The sequence below is a fragment of the Streptomyces sp. NPDC088387 genome (assembly GCF_044753385.1).
GTDB lineage: Bacteria > Actinomycetota > Actinomycetes > Streptomycetales > Streptomycetaceae > Streptomyces.
Genome location: NZ_JBIVNC010000028.1, coordinates 13,828 through 37,539 on the forward strand (window position 1 = coordinate 13,828; position 23,712 = coordinate 37,539).

Consider the following 23,712-nt stretch of genomic DNA (forward strand, 5'->3'; position numbering starts at 1 on the left):
ACTGGCTTGCGGGCATCACTCCCCTATTGGGGAGTCCAGGTCTGGGTGCGTGATCCATCGGGTGCTGGAGGGTGCGGAGTTGACGCATCCGGGCCCGGAAACGCAAAAAGCCCCGCCCCCGGCGCAGGGCCAGGGAACGGGGCTTCGAGGTGGAACGAGCGTCAGGGGGCCCAGTTCGCGGGCGCGCCTTGGTCGGGGTCAGGGATGCCGGCGGCGGTCACCGGCGCGGCCGGGTGCCGGAGTGCGGTGATGGGGATGGCGCCGGGTTCGGTGGCGGGTGTCCAGACCATGCGCCAGGTGTCATCCCACTCGCATCCGCAGCCGTGGTCCGGGTGCGGGTGTCGTAAGAAGACGCCGTGGGTGTGGACGGCGCGCGGGATGCGGGGGATGAGGACCGCAGGGTCGTCGCCGGGGTACAGGTGCAGGTTCCGCCAGCCGTGGATCCGGGCCATGTACGCGGCGGCGGCCTCGATGGCGGCGGCCCACTTCTGGTGCCCGAGCACGAGGAACGCGACCGGATAGAGGTGGTCGTCGGTCGGGTCGTCGATCCCGGTGACGTACAGGCCGGAGTGGGCGAGGAAGCCGTTCTCCACCGCGTCCTCGCCGGGCGTCCAGAGCTGTTCGACGGGGTGCATGGTTCCGTCGTCACCCTCGCTGGTCTCGATCTCGTACAGGGCCGAGGTCATGCGCTCACCCCCGCGAGGGCGTCGGCCAGGAGCGCGGTGACGTCGGCACCGTGCGGGTCGGCGTAGCTGTCGTGGTCGCTGACGTGGAACACGGCGTCCTTCGCGGTGACGGTGAAGCCGGGGATGACGAGTGCGGCGCGGCCTTCCAGCTCGGTGTTGAGGCGGTCGGCGTCGCGGGAGGCGAGCCAGGTCTGGGTGTAGGGCCCGAGGCGCAGCAGCGTGTAGCCGGTGCCGTCGGCGCGGCGGGCTTCGACGTGGACGCCGTAGTGGGCGGGGCCCATGCCGACGTCGTCGGGGAGGGGCAGGTTCGCGGCGGCGTGGGTGAGCATCGCGTAGGCCGGCTGCCAGAGACCGAGGATCGCGCTCGTCTCGCAGCGCAGCCAGCCTCGGTCGGCGTAGCCGAGCTGGCGGCCGTGGCGGTAGGCCGCGGCGTGCGGGGTGTCGGGGTGGACCAGGGCCACGGCGATCATCTCGGTGCCGTGGTCGTCGCCGGGCCGGGTGTGGGCGCGCTCGATGAACGGGCCGACGCGCACGGCGATGTCCTGGGAGCGGCCGGGCGTCCAGGGCTCGGGATCGCGTACGGCGGCGAGCATCGCGCGGAACTGGTCGACGACGGCCTGGTCCTCGGGGGTGAGGTTGCCGGGGCCGTGGCCGCAGCGACGGAAGCGACGGATCATCGGGCGGTCTCCTTCTCGGTGCGGGCGCCGGCGGGCGTCTTGAGGACGCGCGGCAGATGGACGTGCAGGTGCTCGACTACGACTTCGCGGCCGCGGGCGCGGAGTTCGCGGGCCAGGAGTTCGGTGAGTCCGGATGCCCTGTGCCTACCTCCTGCGCAGCCGATGGCGATGCGACTGGGGCCGGCGGGCAGGTCGGCGTAATCGGCGAGGTTGGCGAGCAGCTCGCGGGCGCCGGGCGTGTTCAGGACGACGTCCTGGACGCGGGGGTTGAGGCCGTCGAGGTCGAGGATGTCGCGGGCGGCGGCCGGGTCGCGGAGCCGGTCGCGGACGTCTTCGACCCGGTCGGCGGCGGGCGGGACGGGCAAGCCGTCCGGGCCGGTGGGCAGGTGCAGGTAGCCGAACGAGGTCAGACGGATCGGGCGCAAGGGAGAGCCTCCTGCTCGGTGGTGAGGGGCGGGAACACACGGAGCGCCGCGCCCGGCCGGGAAGGGCGGGGCGCGGCGCTCGGGGGTGGCGCTACTGGGTGGTGGTGTCGGTGACCACGAGGAACTGGTCGCTGGGCAGGTCCATCACGACCTGCGCCGGTGTGCCCTGGGCGCGCTGGGCGGCGGCGAACTCTTCGGCCGGCCAGGAGCCGCGGGGAGCTCCGGCGGGGAACCGTTCCAGGACGGTCCGGGCCTTCGTCGCGGTGGCGTCCATCAGGCATCGCCGCCGTTCACGCGCTCGTGGATGTCGATGAGGGTGGCGATGGCGTCGGGGTTGTCCGCCAGACCGACCCACTGTCCGTGCGCGGTGAAGACGGGCACGGCGTCGGTGTCGGCGTCGAAGATGACGACGTAGTCGCCGTACCTGTCGAGCACCATCTCCCGCAGGACCGGGACCAGCGCGGTGTCCAGGACCTCCAGGGCGTCGACGGTGAGCCGGGCGGGCTCGCCGGGCGCCGGCGGCTGGACCAGGGTGCCGGTCGCGCGCAGCAGGTCGCCGGGCTGGATGCCGTTCAGCAGCTCGTGGGTGATCCGGGGGTCACCGCTGGTGCAGGTGACGACCGTGTCGGGTGCGTCGTCGTCAAGCGCGTCGATGTCGACGGGCCGGACGACCAGGTCGAAGGAGACGGTGCCGCGCGGGCCGGGGACGGGTATCGCGTCGACCCAGCCGTCGACGGCGCAGTGCTTGGTGTCCATCAGCTGGCCTCCGCCAGGGTCTCGGTGGGGCGAGGGGAGCGGGGTCGGGTGGTGCGCTGCGCGATGTCCAGCAGCTCGCGGTTGCGCCGCTGCTGTTCGGGGGTGAGCGGGCGGGCCTTGGCGCCGTGGCGGTGCCAGAGCGGGGAGGCGGGCGGCTCGGGGTAGGCGAGGGCGTGGTCGACGTCGCGTTCGGTGCTGCTCATGGGGGCCTCCGTCTGGAGGGGAAGTTCAGGCGTGGTCCTTGCTCTTGCCGCTCTTGGGCGGGTCGGAGACGAACCGGGTCTCGCCGGGATTCCGCGCGTTCCAGAGCTCCGCGCACGTCTTGTGCACGGCCTCTCCGTCGTGGGACCTCAGCGGAGTGGTCTTCCGGCACAGCACGCACCGCTCGGGCCAGGCGAAGTGCCTGCCGTCATGCCAGTCCAGGAGTTGGACCGGCACGGCGGGCGGCTCGGGCGGTGCGTGTGCGGGTCGACGGCGGGTGCTCACGGACGCAGGTCGGGCAGCTGCTGACGCACCTGCGCGACCAGGTCCTCGGTGGGCTTCCAGGGCCCGAGCTGTCCGCGTGCGGGGATCGGCAGGGCGAGCTCCTGGACGTCGGCGAGCTCGAGGTGCCACAGGCCGGGCTCCGCCCACTCGGTGCAGGGCGGGGAGCCGTCCGGGTCCTGGTGGCAGCCGGTCAGCCGGGCGACTCCGATCACGGCGCCGGTCGGCAGGTCGCGGCCGCGGATCGTACGGGCGACCAGCGGCAGGCGCAGGGCGGGCCGGTCGGTCTGCAGGCCCGCGTGCAGCAGGAGCCAGCCGCGCCAGGACCAGTGCTGCGGACGGTTCTCAACCGTCTTGGCCCTGGCAGCGATGCACGTGGTCCACGGCTGCTTGACGCTGATGCCGCGGATCCAGTCGCCCGCCGGCGGAAGGGTCCCGGTGCTCATGCCGCTCGCCCCCAGACCGCCGTGCCCGGACGTCCGGCCCGGCGGCCGTTGACGGACGGAAGCGTGGTGTGCGCGACGGTGGCGAGGTGGGCGCGGCCGGAGTGCTTGCCGTCGTACAGGGCGGCGTCGGCGGCCCGCTGCAACAGGCTCAGGTCGCGGGTGCCGATGGCGGCCGGGGTCGCGGCGCCGACCGAGGCGGCGACGTCGACGGTGCGGCCGTCGTCCAGGACGACCGGCGTGTGCAGCATCCGGACCAGCTGTGCGAGGCGCTGCTCCAGGCGCGCGGCGGTCACCTGGACGACGACGGCGAACTCATCGCCTCCGAGGCGGCCGACGGACGCGCGCGGGCCCGCCCACGCGGTGAGCCGGGCGGCGGTCGCGGCCAGGACGGCGTCCCCGGCCGGATGCCCGAAGTCGTCGTTCACGGCCTTGAAGTGGTCCTGGTCGACCATGACCACGGCGAGGTCGTCGCGGCGGGCCAGGAGCCGGCGGGCGCGGGCGGTGTAGGAGTCGCGGCGCAGCAGGCCGGTCAGCGGGTCGCGGCGGGTAGCGGCGAGCTGCCTGTGCAGCGTGACCGCGTGGACCGCCCAGCCGGTCAACGGCACGGCGGCGGTCGTCAGTAAGAGGGTGCGCTGGCCGATCCGGCCCTGAACGCGCAGGAGGGACGACATACTTGGGTTCTCCGTCTCGTCTCGTACGGGATGGATGGGCCCGGGACAGCCGTCTAGCCGCCAAGCACAGCGGCTGTCCCGGGGCGGAGCTACAGCGCGAAGTCGCTGCGGGTCGTCCAGCTGACGGGGTTGTGCCAGAGGCCGGCCGTCGCGGCGCGCCACTCCATCTGCCAGCCGGGCCGAAGCCCGCGCGCTCCCCAGCTGTCCGGCTGCTTGCCGGGGATCTCGAGTCCGGCCGTGTGCGCGGCGAGCGCGGCGTCGTACACCTCATGGGCGCGACGCAGGGCCGCGGCGGGGGAGTCGGCGACGCCGGTGAAGACGTGCACGCCGCGCCGGGCCGGGTCGGCGGTGTCGTGTATCGGGACGTCGACCTCGTAGATCCGCAGGTACATGACGTCCAGCTCCTCTCTGTGCTCGGTGGTGAGGGACCACCGCGACCGCCCCGGCCTCCGTCGTGCTGGAGGCCGGGGCGGCACGGAGCGCCCGTCACACCGCGCGGATCACGCGACCGCGTCCGCGTACTGCGCCTCCAGGTCGGCGCGGCCCTCGGGGTCGTCGCCCTGGAGGTCGTGGTCGTCGGCCTCCTGGTCGACGTCGTCAAGGCCGCCGTGGACGGTGCAGACGATGTCCGGGTCGCTGTCCATGCGGCCGGTCAGCGCCTTGTGCAGGTCGGTGACCGAGTAGGCCGGCGCCCACGCCTGCCCGGCGCACTCCGGGTCAAAGGGGCAGGGCAGCAGGACGTCGAAGCCGAAGTCGCCCTCGCCGTCGACGTCTTCGCGCAGCGCCAGGGTGAGGTACTGCTGCCCGAGGCGGATCTCCGCGACGCGGTCCCGGCCGGTCACCAGGTCCGAGCCCGGCCGCCACCGCCACAACGGCAGGATCTCCGGGCCGAAGAAGCGGCGGGCCAGCCACAGGTCGCCCAGGCCGTCGCTGCCGTCGCGCCCGAGTTCGGCCTCCCTCACCTGCGAGAGCCGCTTCAGGAACGGCTCCAGGCGGTACAGGGCGTCGGCGAAGACGACCGTGTTGAAGCCTTCGGCGGTGAGCCGCTGGTGGGAGTGGACCATGGCCTGGTGCTGGGAGCGGACGACGTCCTCGGGCACGCGCCGGTTGTCCGGCCGCGGGCCCTGCCGCTCCAGGCACACCGGCAGCGGTGTGGCGACGACGACCGCGACGGTCGGCATGCCGTGCCGCTTGGCGGCCATCACCAGCTCCACCCGCACGGACTGTTCGACGTTGGTCGCGTCGATGACCGTGTTGAGCTTGCGGGCCATCCGGCGTTCCAGGATCACCTTGAGGACGTCGGCGGCGTCGCCGGTCGCGCTCTGGTCGCCGGGGTCGTCGCTGACCGTGCCGCGCAGGGCGTCGAGGGAGAGGACCTGGGAGGCCGGCCAGGTGCGGGCCAGCGTCGACTTGCCCGCGCCGGAGGCACCGATCAGCACGATCAGCCCGTTCTCGGGCAGGTCCGGGTACAGCACCGAGGTCATGCGTCGTCTCCTTGCGGGTCGAGGGAGCGGGCAGCCCAGTTCAGGCGCTGCCCGGCGTTGTCGGTGAGCAGGGCGGCGGCCTCGTGCAGGGGGCACGAGGCGTCGCCGTCGCGGTCGGGCTCGATCTGCTCCGCCCGGCGGGCGGCGGTGGTGACCAGCTGCGCGAGCATCGGGATGAGGCCGCCGGGGACGTCGACGTCCTCCTGGAGCTCGCGCAGGATCGCGGCGAGCTCCTGGCCGTCGACGTCGTCGGCACTCAGGTCGTCCTCGATCTGCTGGAGGGCGAGCTGGGCGATGCCGACCGAGGCGCGCACCCGGTCAAGGCGGGTGCGGGTGCGGCCGGTCACCGGGTGGTGGCCTTGGTGGTGGCGACCACGGCGGCGACGGTCTCCCAGCCGTGGTGCCAGGCGGAGTCGAGGTGGAAGGCGCCGTTCATGCCGAAGTCGGCGAGCTTGTAGAAGCCGCCCTTGCCGGTCTTAGTGGCGATCTTCTCCAGCAGGCCCTTGCCCGGGACGCGGCGGTCCGCGGCGTAGTGGGTGCCGAAGGAGATGGCGAGCGCGGCCGCGGCGGCGGCCGGGTGGACCTTGATGCCGAGCGCGCGGGCGCCAGCCCCGGCGACGATCGCCTGCGTGGCCGTGTAGGTCAGGCAGTGCGTCAGGCACGCCTTACGGCCGTCGGCCGTGCCGTGGGTGGTCTTCTCCTCGGTGTCCGGGTCGACGTAGGTGACCGGGTGGTCGTCGGAGGCGCCCTTCACACGGGCACAGAAATCCGACTGCACCCAAAAATCTCCGATCGCGCTCCCGGCGCGGGTCAGTCCGAGAAGGGCGGCGAAGACGGCGGGACGATGCTGCATGCTGGATCTCTCCTGAGCTCGAAGGGGTGAAGGAGCGGGCGGCCGGCCTTTGCCGGTGCTGCGGCCGCCCGGTTGTGCGGGCCCCGTCCCGGCCTGGACGGTCGGGACGGGGCTGGCTCACGCGGCCAGCCGGTGAACGGCCGGGGCCGGGAGGGTCATGAGGCTGCTGGGGTCAACGGGCGTGCCGTCGAAGCACTCCAGGCAGCAGCCGAGTTTCTTCGAGAGGCAGATGTAGAACCGCCTCCCGCACTGGCCACAGGTCTGCCGAGCTGCCATCGCCTGATCGAGGGCCCACTCCTGAGCGAGCGTCGGCACCCGCTTGGGCACCGCCAGGTCGACACGGAGCAGGTAGCCGCGGGTGGGGTGACGGCAGGACCACTGCGGGCGGGTCGCGCACAGCCTGCACCGCAGGATCGCGACCGGGCCCTCGTTGCCGCCGGGGCTCAGCCCCATCTCCCGTAACTGCCTGCGGGTGACCAAGCCTTCAGGCACCGTGCTGCGGTCGTACTCGGGCAGCGCCGCGTCACTGCGCGGCACCCGGGCCACCTCACGGCGGCGGCGCTTCTTCCTCGGGCGCGGCATCACCTGCTCCAGGCGCCAGGCAGCCGGCCGGGGCGGTGCGGGTAGCGGGGGCCGGGACGCTGCGGGCGGGGCCGGCCGATCCGGCGGCGCGGGCGGGGAATGAGCACGAGCAGTTCCTCCAGTCGTCGGTGAACAGCGCTGCACCCCGCCGACGTCGTGCTGTGTCGGCGGGGTCCAGTGGTGGTGCGGCTGGGTTATGCGGCGAGGCCGTGGGCCGTGCGCGTGGAGTGCTCACCGGGCGTCGCTGGCGCGGGCGTGGTGTGGCCCGGCCGGGGCGTCTCCGGCTGCTGCGCCGGAGCGCCGTGCAGGTGGGTGCCGACCAGGTATCCGATCAGCAGCCCCGTGACACCGAAGACCTTGTGGCGGTTGACCTTCCACCAGGTCGGCGCCGGGGGCTCGGTGAGCACTCCTATGACGGCCGGGGCTTTCGCAGCCAAAACGGGGTCTCCTTCTCGCTCGGGGGGTGGGGTGGTGCGTGCGGCCGGGCGGCCTGTCCGGTCCTCGCCAGCCCCGGAGACGGGGCGGGCGAGGACCAGGCAGAGCGTCAGGTCAGCGGGCGGTGCGGAAGCGGCGAGCGGCCCACGACCGCAGCCGGTCGAAGCGGGTCGGGTGGGTGTGCCGCCAGGCGGTGGGGAACACGTCGTGCTCGGTGGGGAAGGAGCGGGACGCGCCGCACGTGCACGTCCAGGCGTACGGCTCGGGGCGGGTGTCGTCGCGGGTCGCGGTGACCTTGGCGGGGAGGCCGTCGTGGCTCCCGTGGAAGGTGCCGACCCAGAACTCGGTCTGCTCCAGCTGCGGCTTCATCAGGTTCCCTTCGGTGCGCGGTGGTGGTGTGAACGGGGCGGCGCTGGTCAGCGCTGGAGCGGGTGAACGTTGTCGGGACCGAGGTCGTCGCCCGCCGGGGTGGGGGAGGGGATCGTGGCGTGCAGGTGGAGCGCGGGGTTGAACTGGTACTGCGGCGGGTGGTTGTGGACGATGGGCCGCAGGGTCAAGCCGCGCAGGGCGAACATGCTGGCCAGCGCCCACATGAGGGCGGCGAGCCCGGTGGCGGCGGCGCGGCCCCCGGCCGGGGCGGCGGACCAGATCATGGCGAGGCTGCCGATCCCGAACAGCAGCCAGGCGATGCGGGCTCCGGCGTTGCCGAAGAACCCACCGACCAGACCGAGCAGCCCGGTCAGCTGCCAGAACGCGTACAGGGCGGCCGGGGCGACGGACAGGTGCGCGGCCTGGTCGGCGAGGAACACGCGGACGGGGTGGTCGACCGTGCCCCACAGCCCGCCGCCGTCACCGGCGCCGGACGCCGGGACGGTGGACAGGCCCTTGAGGGTGGCGGAGGCGATGTCGCCGGCGGCGTCCAGCATCAGCACGATGAGGCTGAGCCCGCCGAACAGCGCGGCGGCCTTGATCCAGTTGGCGACCTCGTGCCAGCTGGCGTGCCGGGCCTGGAAGACCTCCTCCCACCGCTGGTAGAGGAAGCCGCCCTCTTCCCAGGACTCCTTCCACGCGGCGCGCAGCCGGGCGAGCCGCCGGGCGCCGGGCTTGCCGTCCAGTTCGGGGGCCGGCGGCACGGGCGGCAGCTGGTTGAGCACGTCGAGGAAGGACGGGTTCTCCTGGCCGTTGACCGGCTTGTCGTTGTTGGGCATGGCGTAGCTGCTCCTTCGGCGAAGGGATCGGTGAGTGGGCGGTGCGCGCTGGCCGGAGCCGGTCAGCGGATCTCGTTGCGGGTGCGGGCGAAGAACGCGCCGCGCGTGGTGCTGTTGTTGTGGATCTCGGTGTGGTGGGTGACCGGACCCTCGAAGACGTTCTTGGTGACGGCCGCGCGGGCCTTGCTGATCGCGCCGCCGATGGCGGTGGCGACCATCGCGATGCCCGCGAAGGGCAGGGTGACCATGAGGACGCCGTTCAACGTGACGGAGGCCAGGCCCTGGAGCACGAGCCAGGCACCGCAGCCGATGCCGGTGACCCCGGCGCCCACGCCGATGGAGGCCACCGCGATCCCGGCCGCCCAGGCCGGGACGATCCGGTGGTCCTCCTGCTTCACGGGCGGGGCGGTGCCGAAGGCCGGCGGCTCGGTGTCGTCGCGGAACGAGGTGGGGTGGTGGCGTACGGGCTTGCTCGCCCATTCGTCGAGCAGGCGGCGGGCTTCGGCCGCGGCCTCGGACTCGGGCATGCCGGACTGGGTGGTGTTCAGGGGGTCCATCGGGGGTCTCCGATCACGCGGGAAGGGGCGCGCCCTCCTGGCCGTGATGGCCGGGAGGGCGCGTGGGGGAGTGGCCGCGCGCAACGGCGGAGGGCGTCGCCGGAGTCGTGTCCGGCGGCGCCCTTCGGCGTTGTGCAGCGGGTGAGTTGGGGCTGACGGGTGGGTAGTCACCGCACCGGCGCCCCGGGCATCCTCGATCCGACAGGCGCGGTGGAGGGAATCGGGTGGAGTTCGTCTTCGAGTGCGGGTGGTGCGGCGGGGACAACTTCTTCGTCGGCAAGCAGGTCGGCTTCTGGGTCGACAAGTGGGAGGTGCCCTCGGAGTGGGACTGCCGCTTCTGCGAGGGGCTCAACTACACGCCCGACCCGCCGTGGACCGAGGCGTAGTCAGAAGCTGGAGATCAGTCCGGCGAGCGAGACCAGGCCGCTGTTGATGGTCGGGGCCAGGCCGGTCGCGGCGAGGGTGAAGCCGAACAGCGTGCAGGCCAGCGCGGAGCCGACGCGGACGTAGCCGCCCTTGACCAGGACGACGACGATGATGCCCAGCAGCACGGCGGCGGAGATGGACAGGGCCACGGTGGGGTGCTCCTTCACAAGGGGGCGGGTGGGGCCGGCCGTGCTCGGGCTGGCCGGCCCCGGGGATGGGTGGGTGTGATCAGGCGTCGGTGAGGCTCTTGATGGCCTCCAGCGCCTGGCGGGGAGAGGCGACCTGCTCGGAGCGGCGACCGCCGCCCTTGGAGCCGCGCCCGCCGCCGCCTTTGCCGCCGCCTCCGCCGCGCCGGCGGGAGCGGCCCTCGCCGTCGTCGTCCTCGTCGGGCTCGGGCCAGAACTCGCCGGGCCGCACGGGCTCGTTCCAGTCGAACCACAGGCCGCGCTTCTCCAGCTCGCTGATCTCGTGGTCGGTGAGCCGGTTGACCTCGTCGGGGAACAGCTCGGACAGGTCGGTGTCGAAGTCCGCGTACAGCGACCGCATGAGAACGGCGCGGCCGTTGTCGAGGACGATGACCGCGACGCCGCCCGTGCTGACGCCGTTCTCCGGGTCGGCCTCGCCGCGCATGGCCCGCTCGATCGCGGAACCCTCGGTGCGGGAGTAGCGGGCCGGGATGGTCGGCACGTCGTAGGCGTTCTCCATGGTGCCCTCCGCCGCCTTGCGGGTGGCGCCGGGCGAACCCATGTTGAAGATGACCGGCCTCGAGTTCTGCCGCAGGTTGTCCTTCATCTCCGTGGAGAACCCGTTGTGCGCGAACGGCGACTGTCCGGCCGGGTTGAAGCCGATGCCGTACTTCAGGCCGGTGACCGTGAGGTCCTCGCCGTCCTTCTGGATGAACTCGCCGAAGTCCGCGTCCTGCGCCGCGGTCATGAACTCATCCCCGTACACGTTCAGCTGCCGGTACGGGCAGCGCGGGTCGCCGGGCTTGTAGTCGTGCGGCTGGCCGTCGTGCGGCCAGGGCATATCGGCGCGGATCTCGCACAGCGCCTTCGCTGCCCGCAGCGAACGGGCCATCCACAGCGCGTTCGAGCCCTGCCGGTCGATGTAGCGACCGAGCACGGTGGTCTTCTCGTCCTTGCGGACGGTGCCCAGCCAGACCACCTGGCCGTCCAGGGACTGCGCGGCCATGTGGATCGCGAAGAACTGCGTCTTGCCGGACCGGCTGACTCCGAGGGTCAGGCCGTGCGCCGGGGCGTTCTTGTCGTGCTGGTACACCATCGTCTTCACCGGCTGGCCGGTGATGGTGAACCCGCACACGTACATGCCCTTGGCGTCCGGGGTGAGCAGCTCGCGGGTGGCGGAGAAGATCTGCGACAGCGGCGGCTCGTCGAACGCGCTGATCAGGAACTCCGCGCCGTCGATGAGGACGAACACGCAGGAGTCGTCCTCGGGCAGCTTCAGCGCGCGGCAGACCTTGGCGAGGTCGATGCGCGGGGTCTCGGTGGGGTCGGCCATCTTCGCCCGGTAGAAGGTGACGCCGCGTTCGTCGTCGCGGGTCTTGTGGACCAGCTCGGAGCCGGGGGCGCCGCCCTTGGGTCCGCCGACCTTGTCCGTCCAGCGTTCCTGGTCGGTCGGCTTGGTGCGGCGCCGCTGGTTGGCGTCGGGGGTGATGTGGGCCTCCATCCAGCCGGGGCCGCCCTGGCGGCCGGGCTGGATGGCGACCTCCGCCAGGACGACGTCGCTGGAGTGCACGCCGAACGGTGCGGCGACCGCGGCTTCCGACAGGCCGGTGATCGGCCGTCCGGTCTCCGAGGCGCGCAGCAGGATCGTCATGTCGTGCTGCTGGCCGGGGTGCCGGGTGGCCTTGACGATGTGGGTGCGGCCGGGCATCCCGGCCTGCTCCCACAGCACCCGGGCGTCGCGGGTGAGCAGGTCGGCTCCGTCGTCCGGCTGCGCCACCGACTCCTCAAGGACTTCGGCGGGCGCCGGCTGCGGGGCCGGAGCGGCGAGGGCGGGGCGGTGGCGGCGGCGGGCGTGCCGGGAGAACGGCATCACCAGGTAGCCGGCCGCCGCCCATCCGGCGGCGAGCAGCCCGTCCAGCCAGTACGGGCCGAAGCCGGTGGTGTGTCCGGCGGCGACGTCGACGGCGGCGGCCAGGACCAGCGGGGACCAGCGCAGGATCTTGCGTCCGGCGCCGGGCTCATCGCTCTTGGCGGCGAGGAACCAGCCGCCGATCCCGGCCGCGCCGGCGAGCTGTACGACCTGGTTGACGGGGCTGTCGGGGTAGAGGTTCGGGGCCACGGCCAGCACGGGCGCGGCGATGGTGTAGGCGAGGCGTTCGAGCGCGACGCTGCGCGGCGTGGTCACCGGCTTCTCCTTCGGCGAATGAGCACGGGCGGCCCCGCGTGGTGCGGGGCCGCCCGTGTGAGGGGTGGGTGAGGGGAGCGGTCAGCGGTTGAAGAACCCGGGCCGGGGCGTCTTCTCGCGCCGGTTGGAGCGGATGTCGTCCAGCGCGCCGTACAGCTTCGAGTGGGTGCGCTTGGTCTCGTAGGTGAGGTCGGCGGTCTCCTGCGCGGTGTCGTGCAGCTTCTTGACCTGCACCCCGGCGCCCCCGAGGGCGACGCTGACGTTGCTGGTCAGCTCCACGAACTTCGGGTCGAGTTCGGCGTTGCCGACGTCGCGGGCCGCGTCCTCAGCGCGCTTGGCGTTCCTCATGATGCTGCGCATGAGCTCCTCGAGGCCGAGCCCGGCGTCGTCGAGCGCCTGGCCGAGGGTGTCGAGCTTGGCCTGGACGGCCTTGTAGCGGTTGTCGCCGTCGGCCACGGCGGGCGCCGCGCTGCTCGGGCGGGGTGCGAGATCGCTGCTCATCAGCGGGTTTCCTCCCTGTTCCTAGTCGTGGTGGGCGGCGGCCGACACGTACTTGAGGCCCGCGTCTTCCTTGGCGGCCATGTCCTGGCCGTAGATGCGGGCGACCATCGAGGCCGCGAGCTTGGCGGCCTCCAGGGCCAACCCGCACTCGGTCGCGCACCGTTCGGCCTGCTGCTTCATGCGGGCCGCGGCGTCGGCCAGGTCCGAGATGAGCTCGGTGACCTCGGTGGTGACGTTGTGGTCGCCGATCAGGTCGGTGGCCATGTCCCGCAGGGCGTCGGCGACCTTGTCGAGGGCCTCCGCGAGGGCTTCGGCCCGCTCCTGGTCGGAGGCGGCCTGGATGGCGATGTTCGCCATCTCCATCAGGTACTCGTCGAACGTGATGTCCGTGCGGTGCTGGGCGGCGAGGCCACCCCCGCCGGACGGCCTGCTGACCTCCGAGCTGCTCACGCTGCTCCCTTCCGTGCTGGTCGGCCGACTGGTGCCGGGCCGTGCGGTGTGCCGCTCCGGCGCGGGCGGCAGGCCCCGCACGCCGGTCGTCATGGCCGCGGGCTCGTCGGGGACGATGTCCGCGTCGACGATGTCGTCCTCGCCCTTGGCGTCGGTGCGCGGCGGGCGGGTGGGACGGTCGGGCCACTCCACCGTCGGGGTGGAGTCCTCCGCGCCGAACGGGCTGTCCGCCGGACGGCCACGCCGACCGGTACGACCCGTGCGGCCCGTACGACCGCGTCCCGTCCGGCCGGTGCGGCCGGTGCGGCGGGTACGTCCGCGTCGTCCGGCCCGGCCCGTGCTGCCGGTGCGCCGGCGCCGGAACCGCCGCCGCTTCTTCGCGCCGTCAGACGCCCCGTCACCGGCCGTTGAGTCGGTGCCCGGCGTATCACCCGCCTTGCCGTCCTTCGCGGCGCTGGAGGCCCCGTCGGGGGCGTCCTTGGCGGTCTTGGCGTCCTTGCCGTCGGTGCCCTTGGCCTTGGAGTCCTTGTCCTTGGTCAGGCTCACCTTCTCGGTGCCGGCCGCCTTGGCGTCCTTCGCGTCCGCGGCGGCTTTCGCGTCGGCGCGGCGCTTGTCCCAGCGGCGCTGGGCTTCCTCGCCGACGGCCTTGCCCAGCGTGGTGCGGCCCGGGTCGGCCGACGCCGCGGCTTCCCGCTTCGCCTTCCGAGCCTCAGCCCGCTGCGCCTTCCTGGCCCGGCGGTCCTCCCACGCCTGCTGCTGCTGGGCGCGGGCCTGGTCGCGGTCCTTGCTCCGGTCCGCGACACCGGCGGCGTGCCCGGCGGTGCGCCGTTCCTGCCGCCCGGCCTGCCGGACCCCGGCGCGCTCCTGGCGGCCGCGAGCCCGCTCGGCACGGGCGCCGGACGCCTGACTGGCCCCGTCACCCCGGGAGTTGCCGTTCCGGCCGGAGCCGCCAGAGCCCGTCTGAGCGCCTTTCGACCCCCCGGACTGACCGCTGCGCCCGGAACCGGCTGCGCGGCCGCCAGAGCCCGACTGGGAGCCCTTCGTGCCGCCCTTGCCGCCTCCGCCGCCCCCGGTCGATCCGGTCCCCGAACGGCCGCCGGGGCCGCCGGAGTTGGAGCCGCGCGAACCGCCGGACCGGTTCGGCCCGGCGCCGGAGTTGTTGCGGGACGGACCGCTGCCGCCCCCGCCGCGCGAGGACCCGCCCCCGCCGCCGGCCTTCGAGCGGCCCTTGTCCGACCCCAGGCCGGAGCTGGACGACTTCGTGCGGTCGGCGTCGGCCTTTCCGCGCGCCGCCGCCTTGTCGCCCTTCGCTTTCATCATCGCGGCGTGGAGCTTTCCGTTCTGCTCCATCATCGCGACTTCCTGCGCGGTGCGGCCCTCCAGCAGCGCCGCCTTCCGCGCTATTTCAGCCTCGCGGAAAGGCGCTTCGCTTTCGTGGTTGGCCCGCGCCGTTTCCAGCCGGAATTCCAGCCAGTCACCGAGACGGTCAGCGAGAGAACGCGGCTGAACGTATTCGCCTTCGAATTCGATATCCGCGTCATCGTCTGCTTCGGGCGGGGAAATCCCGTCCGAGCGCAGCGCCATTGCCGGGTCCGGAGCAGCCGGAATCGTCGGCAGTTCCATCGTCGTTTCCTCCGGGGTCTCCGGGGGAGCGGCCGGAATGTCTTCCGGCGGCGGAATGGTGTCGATGAAATCCGGGGTCGGCGGCAGCGAGTACGTGGAATCGCCGCTCCACGGGCCGTGGACCAGGGTTCCGCCGCCGGTGTCGTCGGACTCGTCGGACACAGGGCACCTCCCTTCCAGGGGACTTGACAGACAGTGGGGTCTCGTGTGCACGCGCGTGCACGTGCACGTGTGCACGCTTTACGCGCGCGAGGCCCCGCCGGAGCCCGGCGGGGCCTTCGTGGGTGACGCTCAGCTACGCGGGCCGTGCTGCTTCAGGACGGTGTCCGCGTACTGCATGAGGTGGTCGAACAGCCGCGGGTCGCCCGCCTGCCGCTTCTCCAGCACGAGCTTGAAGAGGCGGCAGACCAGCGTGAATGCGGCGATGACGTCGCCGCGTCCGGCCTTGATTTCCTTGGAGATTTCGGACCGAGTAACGCGGAGCCAGAATTCCATCCGGCCGACTTCCCCGCGACTTTCGATCGCCTTGCGCTCTTCTGCCTGCAGCCAGCTGTTCCGCCCTTGAATGGAGCGTTCGATGCTGCTGAGGGGGCGCGTCACGCCGACTCCCTCCTACCGAGGTCGTAAATCGACGTGGGGCCACCATACCCGGAATTCTGGGTCTGCGCACCCTGCTGGGGCGGATTGGGTGCGGCCTGGAGGCTCGGCGGGTTCTTCTTCCGCTGCCTTTCCAGCTCCTTTTCCTTCCTGTCCTTGGCCGTATTCACAACGGCCTCGTCGTGGGCGCGGCGCTTATAGGCGCTCTTTTCCAGGCCCTCGGTGAGGTTGTTCAGGTTCTTGAGGACCTGCCCGAGGGCCTTTTCCACGGGCATCGCGCGCAGCCTGGCGTGGTACCAGCGGTCGCCCTCCACGTGCGTGTCGCGCAGGTGCACGCGGGTCTCGTGCGCGAGGGTCTCCAGGTTCTTGCCGATGTCCAGCAGGACCCGCTGAACGTCGGCCAGGTACCGGGCGGTTGCCTCCGGGCTCTGCGCGACGTCGCGCAGAGGGGAGTAGTTCGGGTCGTTTTCGCTGTTCACGGCGGGGATTCCCTCCTGGTGTACTTGTGGGGCTGTGACTGCTTCCGGCAGTCGCAGCGAGGGCCAGCCCGAATCCCGCGGGCTGGCCCTCACTGGTGTGTGCCGGACGGTGGATCAGGGGCGGTAGCCGCCGGCGAGCAGCTCGGCTGCCTCCTGGCGGTACTCCGAGGCGGTACCGGGCGAGGTGACCGCCAGCTCGTGCTGGATGTCGGCGAGCGGCAGCCGGTCGGCGTCGCCGCCGGCCACGAGGATCATCCGGGCGACCCGGCGGACCGCCCGCTCGCGCGGCTTGAGCTTCGCGACGTCCTCGGCTTCGACCGCGCGCTGCTCGACTTCGGCAGCAGCCCGCCGCGTTTCGGCAGCAGCCCGCTCGGCTTCGGCGGCCTCCCGCTTGGCACGCGCAGCGTCGGCGAGAGCGACCTCCTGGAGGCGCTCCTCCTCAGCCTTCTTGCGGTCGGCTTCGGCAGCGGCCCGCCGCGTTTCGGCAGCAGCCTTCTCCGTTTCGGCAGCACGCCGGTTCGCTTCGGCAGCGGCCTTGCGGGCTTCGGCGATGGTCTGGGTCTCGATCGCCTGAGCCTCCGCCGCGGCAACCCGGTCGGCCTCCGCAGCTTCCTTCCGCTTCTCGGCTGCCTGCCGCTCCAGTTCCGCCGCCCGAAGATCAGCGGCGGCCCTGGCCTCGCGCTCGTCGGACTCCTTGCGCTCCGCCTCCGCCTCACGTGCTCGGGCTTCGGCGACCACCGCGTTGTCCAGCGCCTCCTGCTCCAGTGCGGCGGCCCGCTCTGCGGCGCTGACCTGGGCTCGGGCGTGGGCTCGGGCCTGGCCGGTCTGGCCGTCGACCTCCGCCTGGACCAGCTCCACCTTGCCCTTGGCGCGCAGCCGCTCGGCTTCGGACTCCGCCTTGGCGACCTCGCTGCGCGTCTCCGCGTCCAGGCGGCGACGCTCGGCTTCCTCCGCACGCTCCTGAGCTGCCTGTTCCTGCTCATCGGGCATCGCCAGGGCCTGGTCGACGGTGTAGCCGTACGGCGCCATCTTCATCGGCAGCAGCTCATCCTCGGACGCCTTGGAGATGTCGCCCTTGTACTTGCGCTTGAGCCACTGCTCGTACGCGATGAGCTGCTGGTCACGGCGGATCATCTCCGGGTAGGAGGTGACGCCCCACAGCCGCATCCGGCGGAAGATCCGGGCCGTCGCGATCGGGGCGAGGATCCACCGCAGCAACGGGATCGAGTCCCGTTCGGCCTGCTCAGGCCGGACAACGCGGTCGATGGCGTCACGGCCCAGCTCCACCACGGTGATGAAGAGGACCGGCACGACGCCGTGCGCGCCGGCCGCGACGTAGTCGATCAGCTTCCAGGCACCCTCCGGGGCACCGGACGCCGCGTTGAGGACGACCGTCGCGGCCGTCAGCAGCCACACCGGATAACGAATCCAGCTGATGGGGCGCTTGAGCCAGGCCATCAGCAGGTCGACCGCGATCATCACCATGATGCCGACGTCGACGCCGACCGCGAACAGCTGGCCCTTGCCCAGCGAGCCGAAGCGGAGCTCCTTGAACGCGAAGTCCGCGACGTGCTCGAAGGACAGGTACAGGCCGATGCCCGCGAGGGCGAGCGCGGCGATGACGATCGCTCCGGTCGTCCACTTCTGGGTACCGGTCAGCTTCGCCGGGGAGCGGCCCGTTCCGGTTCCGCTTTCCGTCTCCGAAACGAACTCCGGCGCATCCGAAACGGTGCCGGTCGTCCGCGAAACCGGCTGAGGTGTTCCCGAAACGGCGGCCGGTGCGCTCGTGTCGGGGTCGGGTTCAGCCGCGGTGCGCGGCCAGTCGGTGATCGTCATGTGGGGCCTCCGAGGGGGCATTCAGGGCGTGCGCGAAACGGCGGGGGCTGCTCCCGAAACGCGGCGGCGCGTTCCCGAAGCGAGGGTCGGTGCGGTCGGTTGATCACGAAACTGGCACCGGCTCTACCCGCTCCGCGCGCACGAAAAGGCCGGCGGCCCGGGGGGCGGGCGACCGGTCTCGCGAAGCGTCACGGGGCGGACTCGAAACTCGATGCGGCTCCCGCCAGGCGGGCGCGAAGTCAGCTCTCGGGGAACTGCGCGCCGTGCCGGATGAGGTCGGCGGTGGTGATGCCGAAGTGGCGGCACCGGTCGATCAGCGGCTGGAGCGCGCTGCCACCGGCGAGCGCCTCGGGCGAGCCGACGCCGTACAACTTCTGCGTGGCGAACAGCTCGTTGAGCGCGGTCGCGGTGCGGGCGGCGTGCCGCTCGAAGCGGCCCTCGCCCACCCACTCCTCCGCGATGACGTGGAGGGCGGTGCGCCAACTGCCGCTGTAGTCCTCCGGCCCGATCGGCGGGATGTCGCTGCCGAAGATCGCGAAAGCGGCGGCCTGGGCAGCGGCCTCCGTGCCGGGCTGGAGCGGGGTCATCGTCGTGGCCATGTGGCCTCCCTCGACTGTGGTCCGGGCTGTCCGGCTCCCCGTCACCGCCCGTCCCGGCCGCCGTGGTGCAGCGGTCGGTGCGGGCGGATCAGGCAGCCGCCAGAACGGATCAGGCAGCGCGCTGGCGGGCGGCGCGCCGCTTGAGAGAACGGCGCTCCTTCTCGGACAGCCCGCCCCACACCCCGGCGGCTTCGCCGCGCTCCAGCGCGCCCTGGAGGCAGGACTCCATCAGCGGGCAGCGACGGCAGACAGCCTTGGCCTCTTCCTCCTGGATCAGGGCCGGGCCGCTGTCCCCGATCGGGAAGAACAGCTCCGGGTCCTCATCGGCGCAGGCCGCGCGGGGACGCTCAGGCGCGACAGCGGTGGAGACGGCGCCGTAGTACGGGGTGCGTACGATGGAGGTGCGATTCATCAGGGCCTCCCAGAAGGTCCAGTGCGAGAGACAGCCCCGGGGCGGCCACCCTGGGGCTGTTCTGTGTCGACGGCCGGACGGCCGGAGCGGGCGGGAACTCCCGGCGCTCTCCGCCGGCCCCGGCCGAGACGGCGCGGGGACGACGGGCAGGGCCGGGGATCAGCGCTGCTGCTTCTGGCGTGCGTTGTAGGCGTCCTGGAGGCGAGCGAACCGATCGTGGATCGGCACCCCCTCAGCACACGGCGTCTCGCCCTGGCAGGCCGGGCAGCCGCCGGTGTGCTCGGTGGAGTCCTCGAACGCCTTCATGTAGCGGACGAACAGGTCGTCGGTCGGTCGGGCGCTCATTTCTGGTGCCTCTCCGACCGCTGGTTCTGCTCCCGGTTCTTCTGCGAGAGCGCCTCGCGTTCGGCGTCGGTCATGCCGCCACCGTCCAACCGGTCTGCACCGCAGCGAGGTTGAGAACAAGGACCAGGGCGACGTCGACGCGGGCGGCGTCCTCGGGCTCGTAGCCCTTGGAGTCGTCCTCGCGCTCGATGTCGTCGATGATCCCGGCCCGCGGCTGCGCCGTGGTGCGTGTCATGCTGAGCTGCATCAGGTCCTCCGAGTCAGGTCCTGGACAGTCCCCGGGCCGCAATCCCAAGGGCTGTCGCGATCACTCCCCACTTGGGGAGCTGACTGCTTGTACGAGCAGCCAAGGCCCCGGCCACCCCTCTGCGGGGTGGCCGGGGCCTTGGTCGTTCGTCCGGAGCGGGTCAGCTCGCGCGGCGCTTGGGGTGCAGCGTCTTGAGCGGCACCGGCGGCGCACCGAGCGGCGCATCGCCGTCGGGCAGCTGCGCGCGGCGAGTGTCGGCGTCGCGGACCGCCGACTCGGTCGACGCCCACTTCATCTCGCGCAGCAGCCACAGGGGGCGGCCGTCGCCGGGCTCGTCATCCGCCGGCGTCTGCTTCTGCGCGGCGATCTGGCTGACGGCCGGGGCCACCGCGGTCTTCGGCTTGCGCAGCACGGTGGTCTTCCGGCGGTGGCCGGTCTCCGCGTGACCGTCCTCCAGGCGCTCCTGCCACTTCTTGACCGTGACGTCGACGGTGACCAGGCGATTGCTGCCCAGGCGGCAGCGGACGGCCGCGTCCTTCCACGTACGGCCGGTGTCGTGAGGCACGACCTTCGGCTTCCTGGTCCCGAGGCCGGTGATCGGCACCCACGTCTCGCAGTCGGGGCAGACCAGCGACACACAGGCCGGGCGCAGGTCGTACTGGTGGGGCTTGAGAGTCGAGAGGGCCAGCGCCGGGCGGGCGTTGACGGTGCGCGAGCGGGTCCGGCTCCGGCGGGGACGGGCGGTGCGCTCAAGAGTCGAAGCAGACATCTGAACTCCTCACGGACGGAGCGGCGGGGGGCGCGGGTCGCGATGCTCTCTCTGCCCTCCGGGCCGCACGGCACGAGGCCGGCGTCCCGTAGGACAGACAGCGCACAGCGCTGCGACGTGCAACACAGGCGTCGCGGCCGTCAGGCTCCGGAGGAGTTCGATGGTGCTCTCGCGCCCTCAGCAAGCTGGGGCTACTCCGGCCGCCCCAAGGGGCGGACGACTACTGCGGTCTAGCGGGTGATGCTCACTCGGTGCTCCCGGAGGATCACCGACGTCTTACATACATCAGGTTGCATCAGGTAACCTCATGTGTCAAGCGGTATAGTGAGGCACCCAGAGGTAATTCGAAGGAGGCGAAGGCACATGTCAGGGCCACCCCGAGCCGACAATCGGCCGCCGTACGCGCGCATCGCGGGCCACTATCGCGACCTGATCAGCTCTGGGGAGCTTTCGCCGGGTGACCTCCTGCCCAGCATCAAGAACCTGGCGACCGAGTGGGAGGTCAGCACAGCCACCGCTGACCGGGCCATGCGCCTGCTGCGCGAAGAGAAGCTCGTGCAGGGCATCCCGGGTGTCGGCACCGAGGTGATGGCGCGCCCCATCTCGCTGTCCTCCGGGGCGGAGCGCCACGACCGCAGCAGCAAGACGCAGTCGTCGTGGGGCGTCGGCGAGAAGTCGTCCGGCCACACCGCCGGCATAGTCGAAGCTCCCGAAGACGTCGCTGACGTGCTGGGCATTTCGCCTGGTGACGACGTGATTCGTCGTAGCCGTGTCTACCGGGACGGTCATGGCATCGTCTCCCACTCCACCTCGTGGATCCCGGCGGAGTTCGCCCAGGCCGTGCCCGAGTTGGCGCGGAGCGAGCGGCTCAAGGGCGGGTTGTCGCTCGACTTGATCGCTCGGGCTACCGGGCGGCACGTCGTTAAGCGCGTGGATGAGGAGGGGGCTCGCATCGCGACGGACCACGACCTCGAGCTCCTGGAGCTGGAGGCCGACACCGTCGCGGCGATCCTTGTGCTGACCGCACGCTTCCTGGATGCCGACGGCGAACTGCTGGAGTACGGCGTGGACTTGGGCGCCCCGGGCCGCACCCGCCGCACCACCTCAGAGGTGCAGCGGTGACCACGTCCGACGCCGCCGTACTGGACGACACGCTCGTCTCCTGCCTCGAAGCCCGCCTCAGCAAGCTCCTTCGAGCCGAGCGAACCGACACCCTCACGCTGGAAGGACGATTCGAGATCACGCGCATCGCCGCCGCTTTGTCCGGCCGACCGGGCCCCGCGCCTCGCGCGATCCTCATGTCCGGGCTGCAGGGCGCCGGCAAGACGACCCTCGCCCGCGCCCTGGAAGAGGCCGGCTTCCGGCGCCTCTGCCCTGACGAGGAGATGTTCCGCCGCTACGGCCACTACGGCAGGGACTTTCCCCGGGGGCAGTTCAGGGTCAGGGAGGCGCCCGTACTCAAGGACGTCGCACTTGAGCTCCAGGAGCTCCTGGCGGCCGGACACGAGGTCGTGGTCGACCACGGCTTCTGGACTCGCGAAGAGCGGGCACAGTGGGCAGCGACCGTGATGGAGGCCGGCGGCGAGCCCGTGCTCATCTACCTGCCTGTACCGCACGAGGTGCGCTGGGGTCGGATCCAGAAGCGCAACGAGCAGTCGCTGGTCGACGCGAACAGCATCGCGTTCAGCGAGGAAGATCTGCTCCGGCACGCTGGCCGCTTCTCCCCGCCGACCGACGATGAGCCGCACATCGTGTACGACGGTCACCCGGAAAACGTGCTGGCCACGCTCCGCCGTGCACGTCCCTCCAAGGATGGCGGCCCGCATTGACCCCTACCTCCCACCCGCAGCTCCCGGCACTCAATGACCATGACCGTGCTCGGGTAGGGCGGCTGCGGAAAGTGACATCAGCCGGTGACATTCGGAATGTCACCGCCACTTGTCACCTCCGCGCGATCAAGGGGCCGTGCCATGCTCGGCCGCAGAAGGGCCGGCTTCCGCTCCGCGGGCATCACCCAGTCGGGGCGCAGGCTGCGCCGCTGGACCGTACGGGGAAGGGGATCGCGATGGTTGACGAGCGCCCTGACTGGGCTCGCCGGATGGTAGAGGAGCGCGCTGCTCGGGACTGGTCGCAGACCGACGCGGTGCGCGCGCTGATGGTCAGGCTCCCGGACGACCAGGTCGTGAGCGAGCAGGACTTGCTCCGGCAGTGGAAGAGGTGGGAGGCCGGCGACGCGCAGCCGGTGAAGTACCGGTCGGCCATCGCTCAGACCTTCGGCACGACGACCGGCGCCTTCTTCCCCGAGCGGTCCCGCCGCGACGGGCGCGCGGAGATTCTCCAGGTCAGCGGCATGGACACCGTGGACATCATCGCGCGGCTGCGTGCGTCGGACGTCGATGTCGCGACGCTGGACGCGCTGCGGATCACGGCGGACCGGCTGTGCTGTGAGTACGCGTACATGCCCGCCGACCAGCTGCTCGTTGAAGGCAAGGCGTGGCTGGCCCGGGTTGTCGGCCTCCAACACCAACGGGTGAGCCTGGCGCAGCATCGCGAGATCATCGCTCTGGCCGGGAAGCTGTCGCTCCTGGTGGGCTGTGTCGAGTACGACTCCGGGCGCCCGCGCGACGCGGAGGCGACCCGGCAGGCCGCGCTGATGCTCGGTCAGGAGTCGGGGGAGCTGAGCGTGCAGGGCTGGGCGCACGAGATGCGCGCCTGGTTCTCCCTGACCCGGGGTGACTACCGCGGCGTCATCGCAGCCGCGGAGGCCGGGATCGCCGTGGCGCCGAACGAGAGCGTGGCCGCGCAGCTGTACGCGCAGCAGGCCAAGGCGTGGGCGCGGTTGGGGGACCGGTCGCAGACTGAGGTGGCGCTGGACAAGGGGCGTCAGCTCCTGGAGCGCCTCCCGTACCCGGAGAACATCGAGGACCACTTCGTCGTCGACCCGGGCAAATATGACTTCTACAGGATGGACGCGCTGCGCCGGGTGGGGGAGAACCGCCTCGCGGAGCAGCTGGCGAACCAGGTGATCCGGGCCGGGACGGACTTCGACGGCACGGAGCGCTCGCCCATGCGGAACGCGGAGGCCCGGGTCACCCTCGGAGTCGTCGCGGCCCGCGAAGGCGATCTCGACACGGCCCTCGCGTACGGGGAGAAGGCGCTCGCCGGCGACCGGAAGTCGTTGCCGTCGCTCGCGATGGTGGCCGCCGACCTCGGGCAGGCCCTCCAGTCCCACTACGCCCACGCCAGCGAGGCCCAGGCTTTCGTCGCTCACCTCCGCGAACTGCGAGGTGGCCAGTGACCAGTAAAGAGCGGGTCTACCTGATCGGCTCTCCCGGCTCTCCACTCGTGAAGATCGGTTGGACTGACAATCCGGAGCGTCGTCTACGGCACCTGCAAACGGGGTCACCTGTTCCTCTGAAGATTCTCGCGCTCTTCGAAGGCGGCCACATCGTCGAAGCCGAGCTTCACCGCCGGTTCGCCGACAAGCGCCAGCACGGCGAGTGGTTCGATCTGGGACAGGACCCCGTAGGCGTCGTCAGTCCGTTTGTGAAGTCGGCGCAGGCGGAGGAATCGGAGCCAACGGGGCAGCGGAAGCCGAAGCACGACGTCGCTACGTCAGGCCCGCTAACGGCAGAGGTCATCGCCTGGTTTCCCGATGACCCACCCAGCGCCTTCGAGCGAGTGGAGCGGGAGTGCCCGACCTGGAAGGAAGCCGGGAGGTGTCTGTGCGACAGCTGACCTTCCCGTCTGGTGAGTTCGGCATTCCGGGCACGTCGGACGTTGCGCGAATTCGTC

General features: G+C 71.9%; 35 protein-coding genes. 5 read left to right on the plus strand and 30 right to left on the minus strand.

The window, feature by feature from the left end; genetic code table 11:
• Nucleotides 1-161: 161 nt before the first annotated feature.
• The 18 genes from ACIQAC_RS40115 to ACIQAC_RS40200 all read right to left on the minus strand — a co-directional run bounded on the left by ACIQAC_RS40115 (nt 162) and on the right by ACIQAC_RS40200 (nt 9,263).
• Nucleotides 162-686 (minus strand): hypothetical protein, encoded by a 525-nt coding sequence (locus ACIQAC_RS40115; RefSeq protein WP_402200582.1) that lies wholly within the window; start codon nt 684-686, stop codon nt 162-164.
• Nucleotides 683-1,363: a hypothetical protein gene (locus ACIQAC_RS40120; protein WP_402200583.1), complete on the minus strand. Its 681-nt coding sequence runs from the start codon at nt 1,361-1,363 to the stop codon at nt 683-685. The genes ACIQAC_RS40115 and ACIQAC_RS40120 overlap by 4 nt, the downstream gene beginning before the upstream one ends.
• The gene (locus ACIQAC_RS40125) at nt 1,360-1,788 is read right to left on the minus strand and encodes a hypothetical protein (protein WP_402200584.1); all 429 of its coding nucleotides are present in this window, start codon (nt 1,786-1,788) and stop codon (nt 1,360-1,362) included. Before ACIQAC_RS40125 ends, ACIQAC_RS40120 begins: the two co-directional genes overlap by 4 nt.
• Before the next feature lie 91 nt (nt 1,789-1,879).
• Nucleotides 1,880-2,062, minus strand: a complete 183-nt coding sequence (locus tag ACIQAC_RS40130; RefSeq protein WP_402200586.1) for a hypothetical protein — start codon at nt 2,060-2,062, stop codon at nt 1,880-1,882.
• On the minus strand, nt 2,062-2,544 hold the full coding sequence (locus ACIQAC_RS40135; protein ID WP_402200587.1) for a hypothetical protein: 483 nt from the start codon (nt 2,542-2,544) through the stop codon (nt 2,062-2,064). The genes ACIQAC_RS40130 and ACIQAC_RS40135 overlap by 1 nt, the downstream gene beginning before the upstream one ends.
• Entirely contained in the window at nt 2,544-2,747 is a 204-nt protein-coding gene (locus ACIQAC_RS40140; RefSeq protein WP_037726374.1) for a hypothetical protein, read from the minus strand. The genes ACIQAC_RS40135 and ACIQAC_RS40140 overlap by 1 nt, the downstream gene beginning before the upstream one ends.
• A gap of 25 nt (nt 2,748-2,772) precedes the next feature.
• Nucleotides 2,773-3,030 (minus strand): hypothetical protein, encoded by a 258-nt coding sequence (locus tag ACIQAC_RS40145; RefSeq protein ID WP_402200589.1) that lies wholly within the window; start codon nt 3,028-3,030, stop codon nt 2,773-2,775.
• A complete protein-coding gene (locus ACIQAC_RS40150; RefSeq protein WP_402200591.1) occupies nt 3,027-3,473 on the minus strand; it encodes a hypothetical protein in 447 nt (148 codons plus the stop codon). The genes ACIQAC_RS40145 and ACIQAC_RS40150 overlap by 4 nt, the downstream gene beginning before the upstream one ends.
• Nucleotides 3,470-4,144: a GGDEF domain-containing protein gene (locus ACIQAC_RS40155; protein WP_402200593.1), complete on the minus strand. Its 675-nt coding sequence runs from the start codon at nt 4,142-4,144 to the stop codon at nt 3,470-3,472. The genes ACIQAC_RS40150 and ACIQAC_RS40155 overlap by 4 nt, the downstream gene beginning before the upstream one ends.
• Before the next feature lie 89 nt (nt 4,145-4,233).
• A complete protein-coding gene (locus ACIQAC_RS40160; protein ID WP_402200594.1) occupies nt 4,234-4,536 on the minus strand; it encodes a hypothetical protein in 303 nt (100 codons plus the stop codon).
• A gap of 108 nt (nt 4,537-4,644) precedes the next feature.
• A complete protein-coding gene (locus ACIQAC_RS40165) occupies nt 4,645-5,628 on the minus strand; it encodes an AAA family ATPase (RefSeq protein WP_402200596.1) in 984 nt (327 codons plus the stop codon).
• Nucleotides 5,625-5,975, minus strand: coding sequence for a hypothetical protein (locus ACIQAC_RS40170; protein WP_402200598.1), 351 nt, complete (start codon nt 5,973-5,975; stop codon nt 5,625-5,627). The genes ACIQAC_RS40165 and ACIQAC_RS40170 overlap by 4 nt, the downstream gene beginning before the upstream one ends.
• Nucleotides 5,972-6,481 carry a hypothetical protein gene (locus ACIQAC_RS40175; RefSeq protein ID WP_402200599.1) on the minus strand — a complete coding sequence of 170 codons (510 nt, stop codon included), beginning with the start codon at nt 6,479-6,481 and terminating at the stop codon, nt 5,972-5,974. Before ACIQAC_RS40175 ends, ACIQAC_RS40170 begins: the two co-directional genes overlap by 4 nt.
• A gap of 117 nt (nt 6,482-6,598) precedes the next feature.
• Nucleotides 6,599-7,063: an RRQRL motif-containing zinc-binding protein gene (locus tag ACIQAC_RS40180; protein WP_402200601.1), complete on the minus strand. Its 465-nt coding sequence runs from the start codon at nt 7,061-7,063 to the stop codon at nt 6,599-6,601.
• A gap of 194 nt (nt 7,064-7,257) precedes the next feature.
• On the minus strand, nt 7,258-7,500 hold the full coding sequence (locus ACIQAC_RS40185; RefSeq protein WP_402200603.1) for a hypothetical protein: 243 nt from the start codon (nt 7,498-7,500) through the stop codon (nt 7,258-7,260).
• A 112-nt stretch (nt 7,501-7,612) separates the two neighbouring features.
• Complete coding sequence (locus ACIQAC_RS40190) at nt 7,613-7,867, minus strand: hypothetical protein (protein WP_402200604.1); 255 nt, start codon at nt 7,865-7,867, stop codon at nt 7,613-7,615.
• Nucleotides 7,868-7,914: 47 nt separating this feature from the next.
• A complete protein-coding gene (locus tag ACIQAC_RS40195; RefSeq protein WP_402200606.1) occupies nt 7,915-8,706 on the minus strand; it encodes a hypothetical protein in 792 nt (263 codons plus the stop codon).
• 62 nt (nt 8,707-8,768) lie between these two features.
• Entirely contained in the window at nt 8,769-9,263 is a 495-nt protein-coding gene (locus tag ACIQAC_RS40200) for a hypothetical protein (RefSeq protein ID WP_402200607.1), read from the minus strand.
• A gap of 224 nt (nt 9,264-9,487) precedes the next feature.
• Here ACIQAC_RS40200 and ACIQAC_RS40205 point away from each other — a divergent pair, with 224 nt between their 5' ends.
• Entirely contained in the window at nt 9,488-9,649 is a 162-nt protein-coding gene (locus ACIQAC_RS40205; protein ID WP_402200609.1) for a hypothetical protein, read from the plus strand.
• Here ACIQAC_RS40205 and ACIQAC_RS40210 read toward each other — a convergent pair whose 3' ends face one another.
• From ACIQAC_RS40210 to ACIQAC_RS40265, 12 genes are all read right to left on the minus strand, one after another.
• Complete coding sequence (locus tag ACIQAC_RS40210; RefSeq protein ID WP_319770365.1) at nt 9,650-9,838, minus strand: hypothetical protein; 189 nt, start codon at nt 9,836-9,838, stop codon at nt 9,650-9,652.
• A gap of 79 nt (nt 9,839-9,917) precedes the next feature.
• Nucleotides 9,918-12,059 carry a chromosome segregation protein ParM gene (locus tag ACIQAC_RS40215; protein WP_402200611.1) on the minus strand — a complete coding sequence of 714 codons (2,142 nt, stop codon included), beginning with the start codon at nt 12,057-12,059 and terminating at the stop codon, nt 9,918-9,920.
• Between the two features lie 81 nt (nt 12,060-12,140).
• Nucleotides 12,141-12,560 carry a conjugal transfer protein TraB gene (locus ACIQAC_RS40220; RefSeq protein WP_402200613.1) on the minus strand — a complete coding sequence of 140 codons (420 nt, stop codon included), beginning with the start codon at nt 12,558-12,560 and terminating at the stop codon, nt 12,141-12,143.
• Nucleotides 12,561-12,581: 21 nt separating this feature from the next.
• On the minus strand, nt 12,582-14,795 hold the full coding sequence (locus ACIQAC_RS40225; protein WP_402200615.1) for an ATP/GTP-binding protein: 2,214 nt from the start codon (nt 14,793-14,795) through the stop codon (nt 12,582-12,584).
• Between the two features lie 129 nt (nt 14,796-14,924).
• Complete coding sequence (locus ACIQAC_RS40230; protein WP_402200617.1) at nt 14,925-15,233, minus strand: hypothetical protein; 309 nt, start codon at nt 15,231-15,233, stop codon at nt 14,925-14,927.
• A complete protein-coding gene (locus ACIQAC_RS40235; RefSeq protein WP_402200619.1) occupies nt 15,230-15,709 on the minus strand; it encodes a hypothetical protein in 480 nt (159 codons plus the stop codon). Before ACIQAC_RS40235 ends, ACIQAC_RS40230 begins: the two co-directional genes overlap by 4 nt.
• Before the next feature lie 114 nt (nt 15,710-15,823).
• Nucleotides 15,824-17,545: a DUF2637 domain-containing protein gene (locus ACIQAC_RS40240; RefSeq protein ID WP_402200621.1), complete on the minus strand. Its 1,722-nt coding sequence runs from the start codon at nt 17,543-17,545 to the stop codon at nt 15,824-15,826.
• Nucleotides 17,546-17,784: 239 nt separating this feature from the next.
• On the minus strand, nt 17,785-18,144 hold the full coding sequence (locus tag ACIQAC_RS40245; RefSeq protein WP_402200622.1) for a hypothetical protein: 360 nt from the start codon (nt 18,142-18,144) through the stop codon (nt 17,785-17,787).
• A gap of 109 nt (nt 18,145-18,253) precedes the next feature.
• Complete coding sequence (locus tag ACIQAC_RS40250) at nt 18,254-18,556, minus strand: WhiB family transcriptional regulator (RefSeq protein WP_402200624.1); 303 nt, start codon at nt 18,554-18,556, stop codon at nt 18,254-18,256.
• A gap of 159 nt (nt 18,557-18,715) precedes the next feature.
• The gene (locus ACIQAC_RS40255; protein ID WP_402200625.1) at nt 18,716-18,901 is read right to left on the minus strand and encodes a hypothetical protein; all 186 of its coding nucleotides are present in this window, start codon (nt 18,899-18,901) and stop codon (nt 18,716-18,718) included.
• Nucleotides 18,902-18,971: 70 nt separating this feature from the next.
• A complete protein-coding gene (locus ACIQAC_RS40260) occupies nt 18,972-19,136 on the minus strand; it encodes a hypothetical protein (RefSeq protein ID WP_402200626.1) in 165 nt (54 codons plus the stop codon).
• Nucleotides 19,137-19,308: 172 nt separating this feature from the next.
• Nucleotides 19,309-19,917 (minus strand): hypothetical protein, encoded by a 609-nt coding sequence (locus ACIQAC_RS40265; protein WP_402200628.1) that lies wholly within the window; start codon nt 19,915-19,917, stop codon nt 19,309-19,311.
• 363 nt (nt 19,918-20,280) lie between these two features.
• Here ACIQAC_RS40265 and ACIQAC_RS40270 point away from each other — a divergent pair, with 363 nt between their 5' ends.
• The 4 genes from ACIQAC_RS40270 (at nt 20,281) to ACIQAC_RS40285 (ending at nt 23,655) form a co-directional block, all read left to right on the plus strand.
• The gene (locus ACIQAC_RS40270; protein WP_402200630.1) at nt 20,281-21,039 is read left to right on the plus strand and encodes a GntR family transcriptional regulator; all 759 of its coding nucleotides are present in this window, start codon (nt 20,281-20,283) and stop codon (nt 21,037-21,039) included.
• On the plus strand, nt 21,036-21,746 hold the full coding sequence (locus ACIQAC_RS40275) for an AAA family ATPase (RefSeq protein WP_402200631.1): 711 nt from the start codon (nt 21,036-21,038) through the stop codon (nt 21,744-21,746). Before ACIQAC_RS40270 ends, ACIQAC_RS40275 begins: the two co-directional genes overlap by 4 nt.
• Before the next feature lie 269 nt (nt 21,747-22,015).
• Entirely contained in the window at nt 22,016-23,215 is a 1,200-nt protein-coding gene (locus ACIQAC_RS40280) for an XRE family transcriptional regulator (RefSeq protein ID WP_402200633.1), read from the plus strand.
• On the plus strand, nt 23,212-23,655 hold the full coding sequence (locus ACIQAC_RS40285) for a GIY-YIG nuclease family protein (RefSeq protein ID WP_402200634.1): 444 nt from the start codon (nt 23,212-23,214) through the stop codon (nt 23,653-23,655). The genes ACIQAC_RS40280 and ACIQAC_RS40285 overlap by 4 nt, the downstream gene beginning before the upstream one ends.
• Nucleotides 23,656-23,712: the final 57 nt, after the last annotated feature.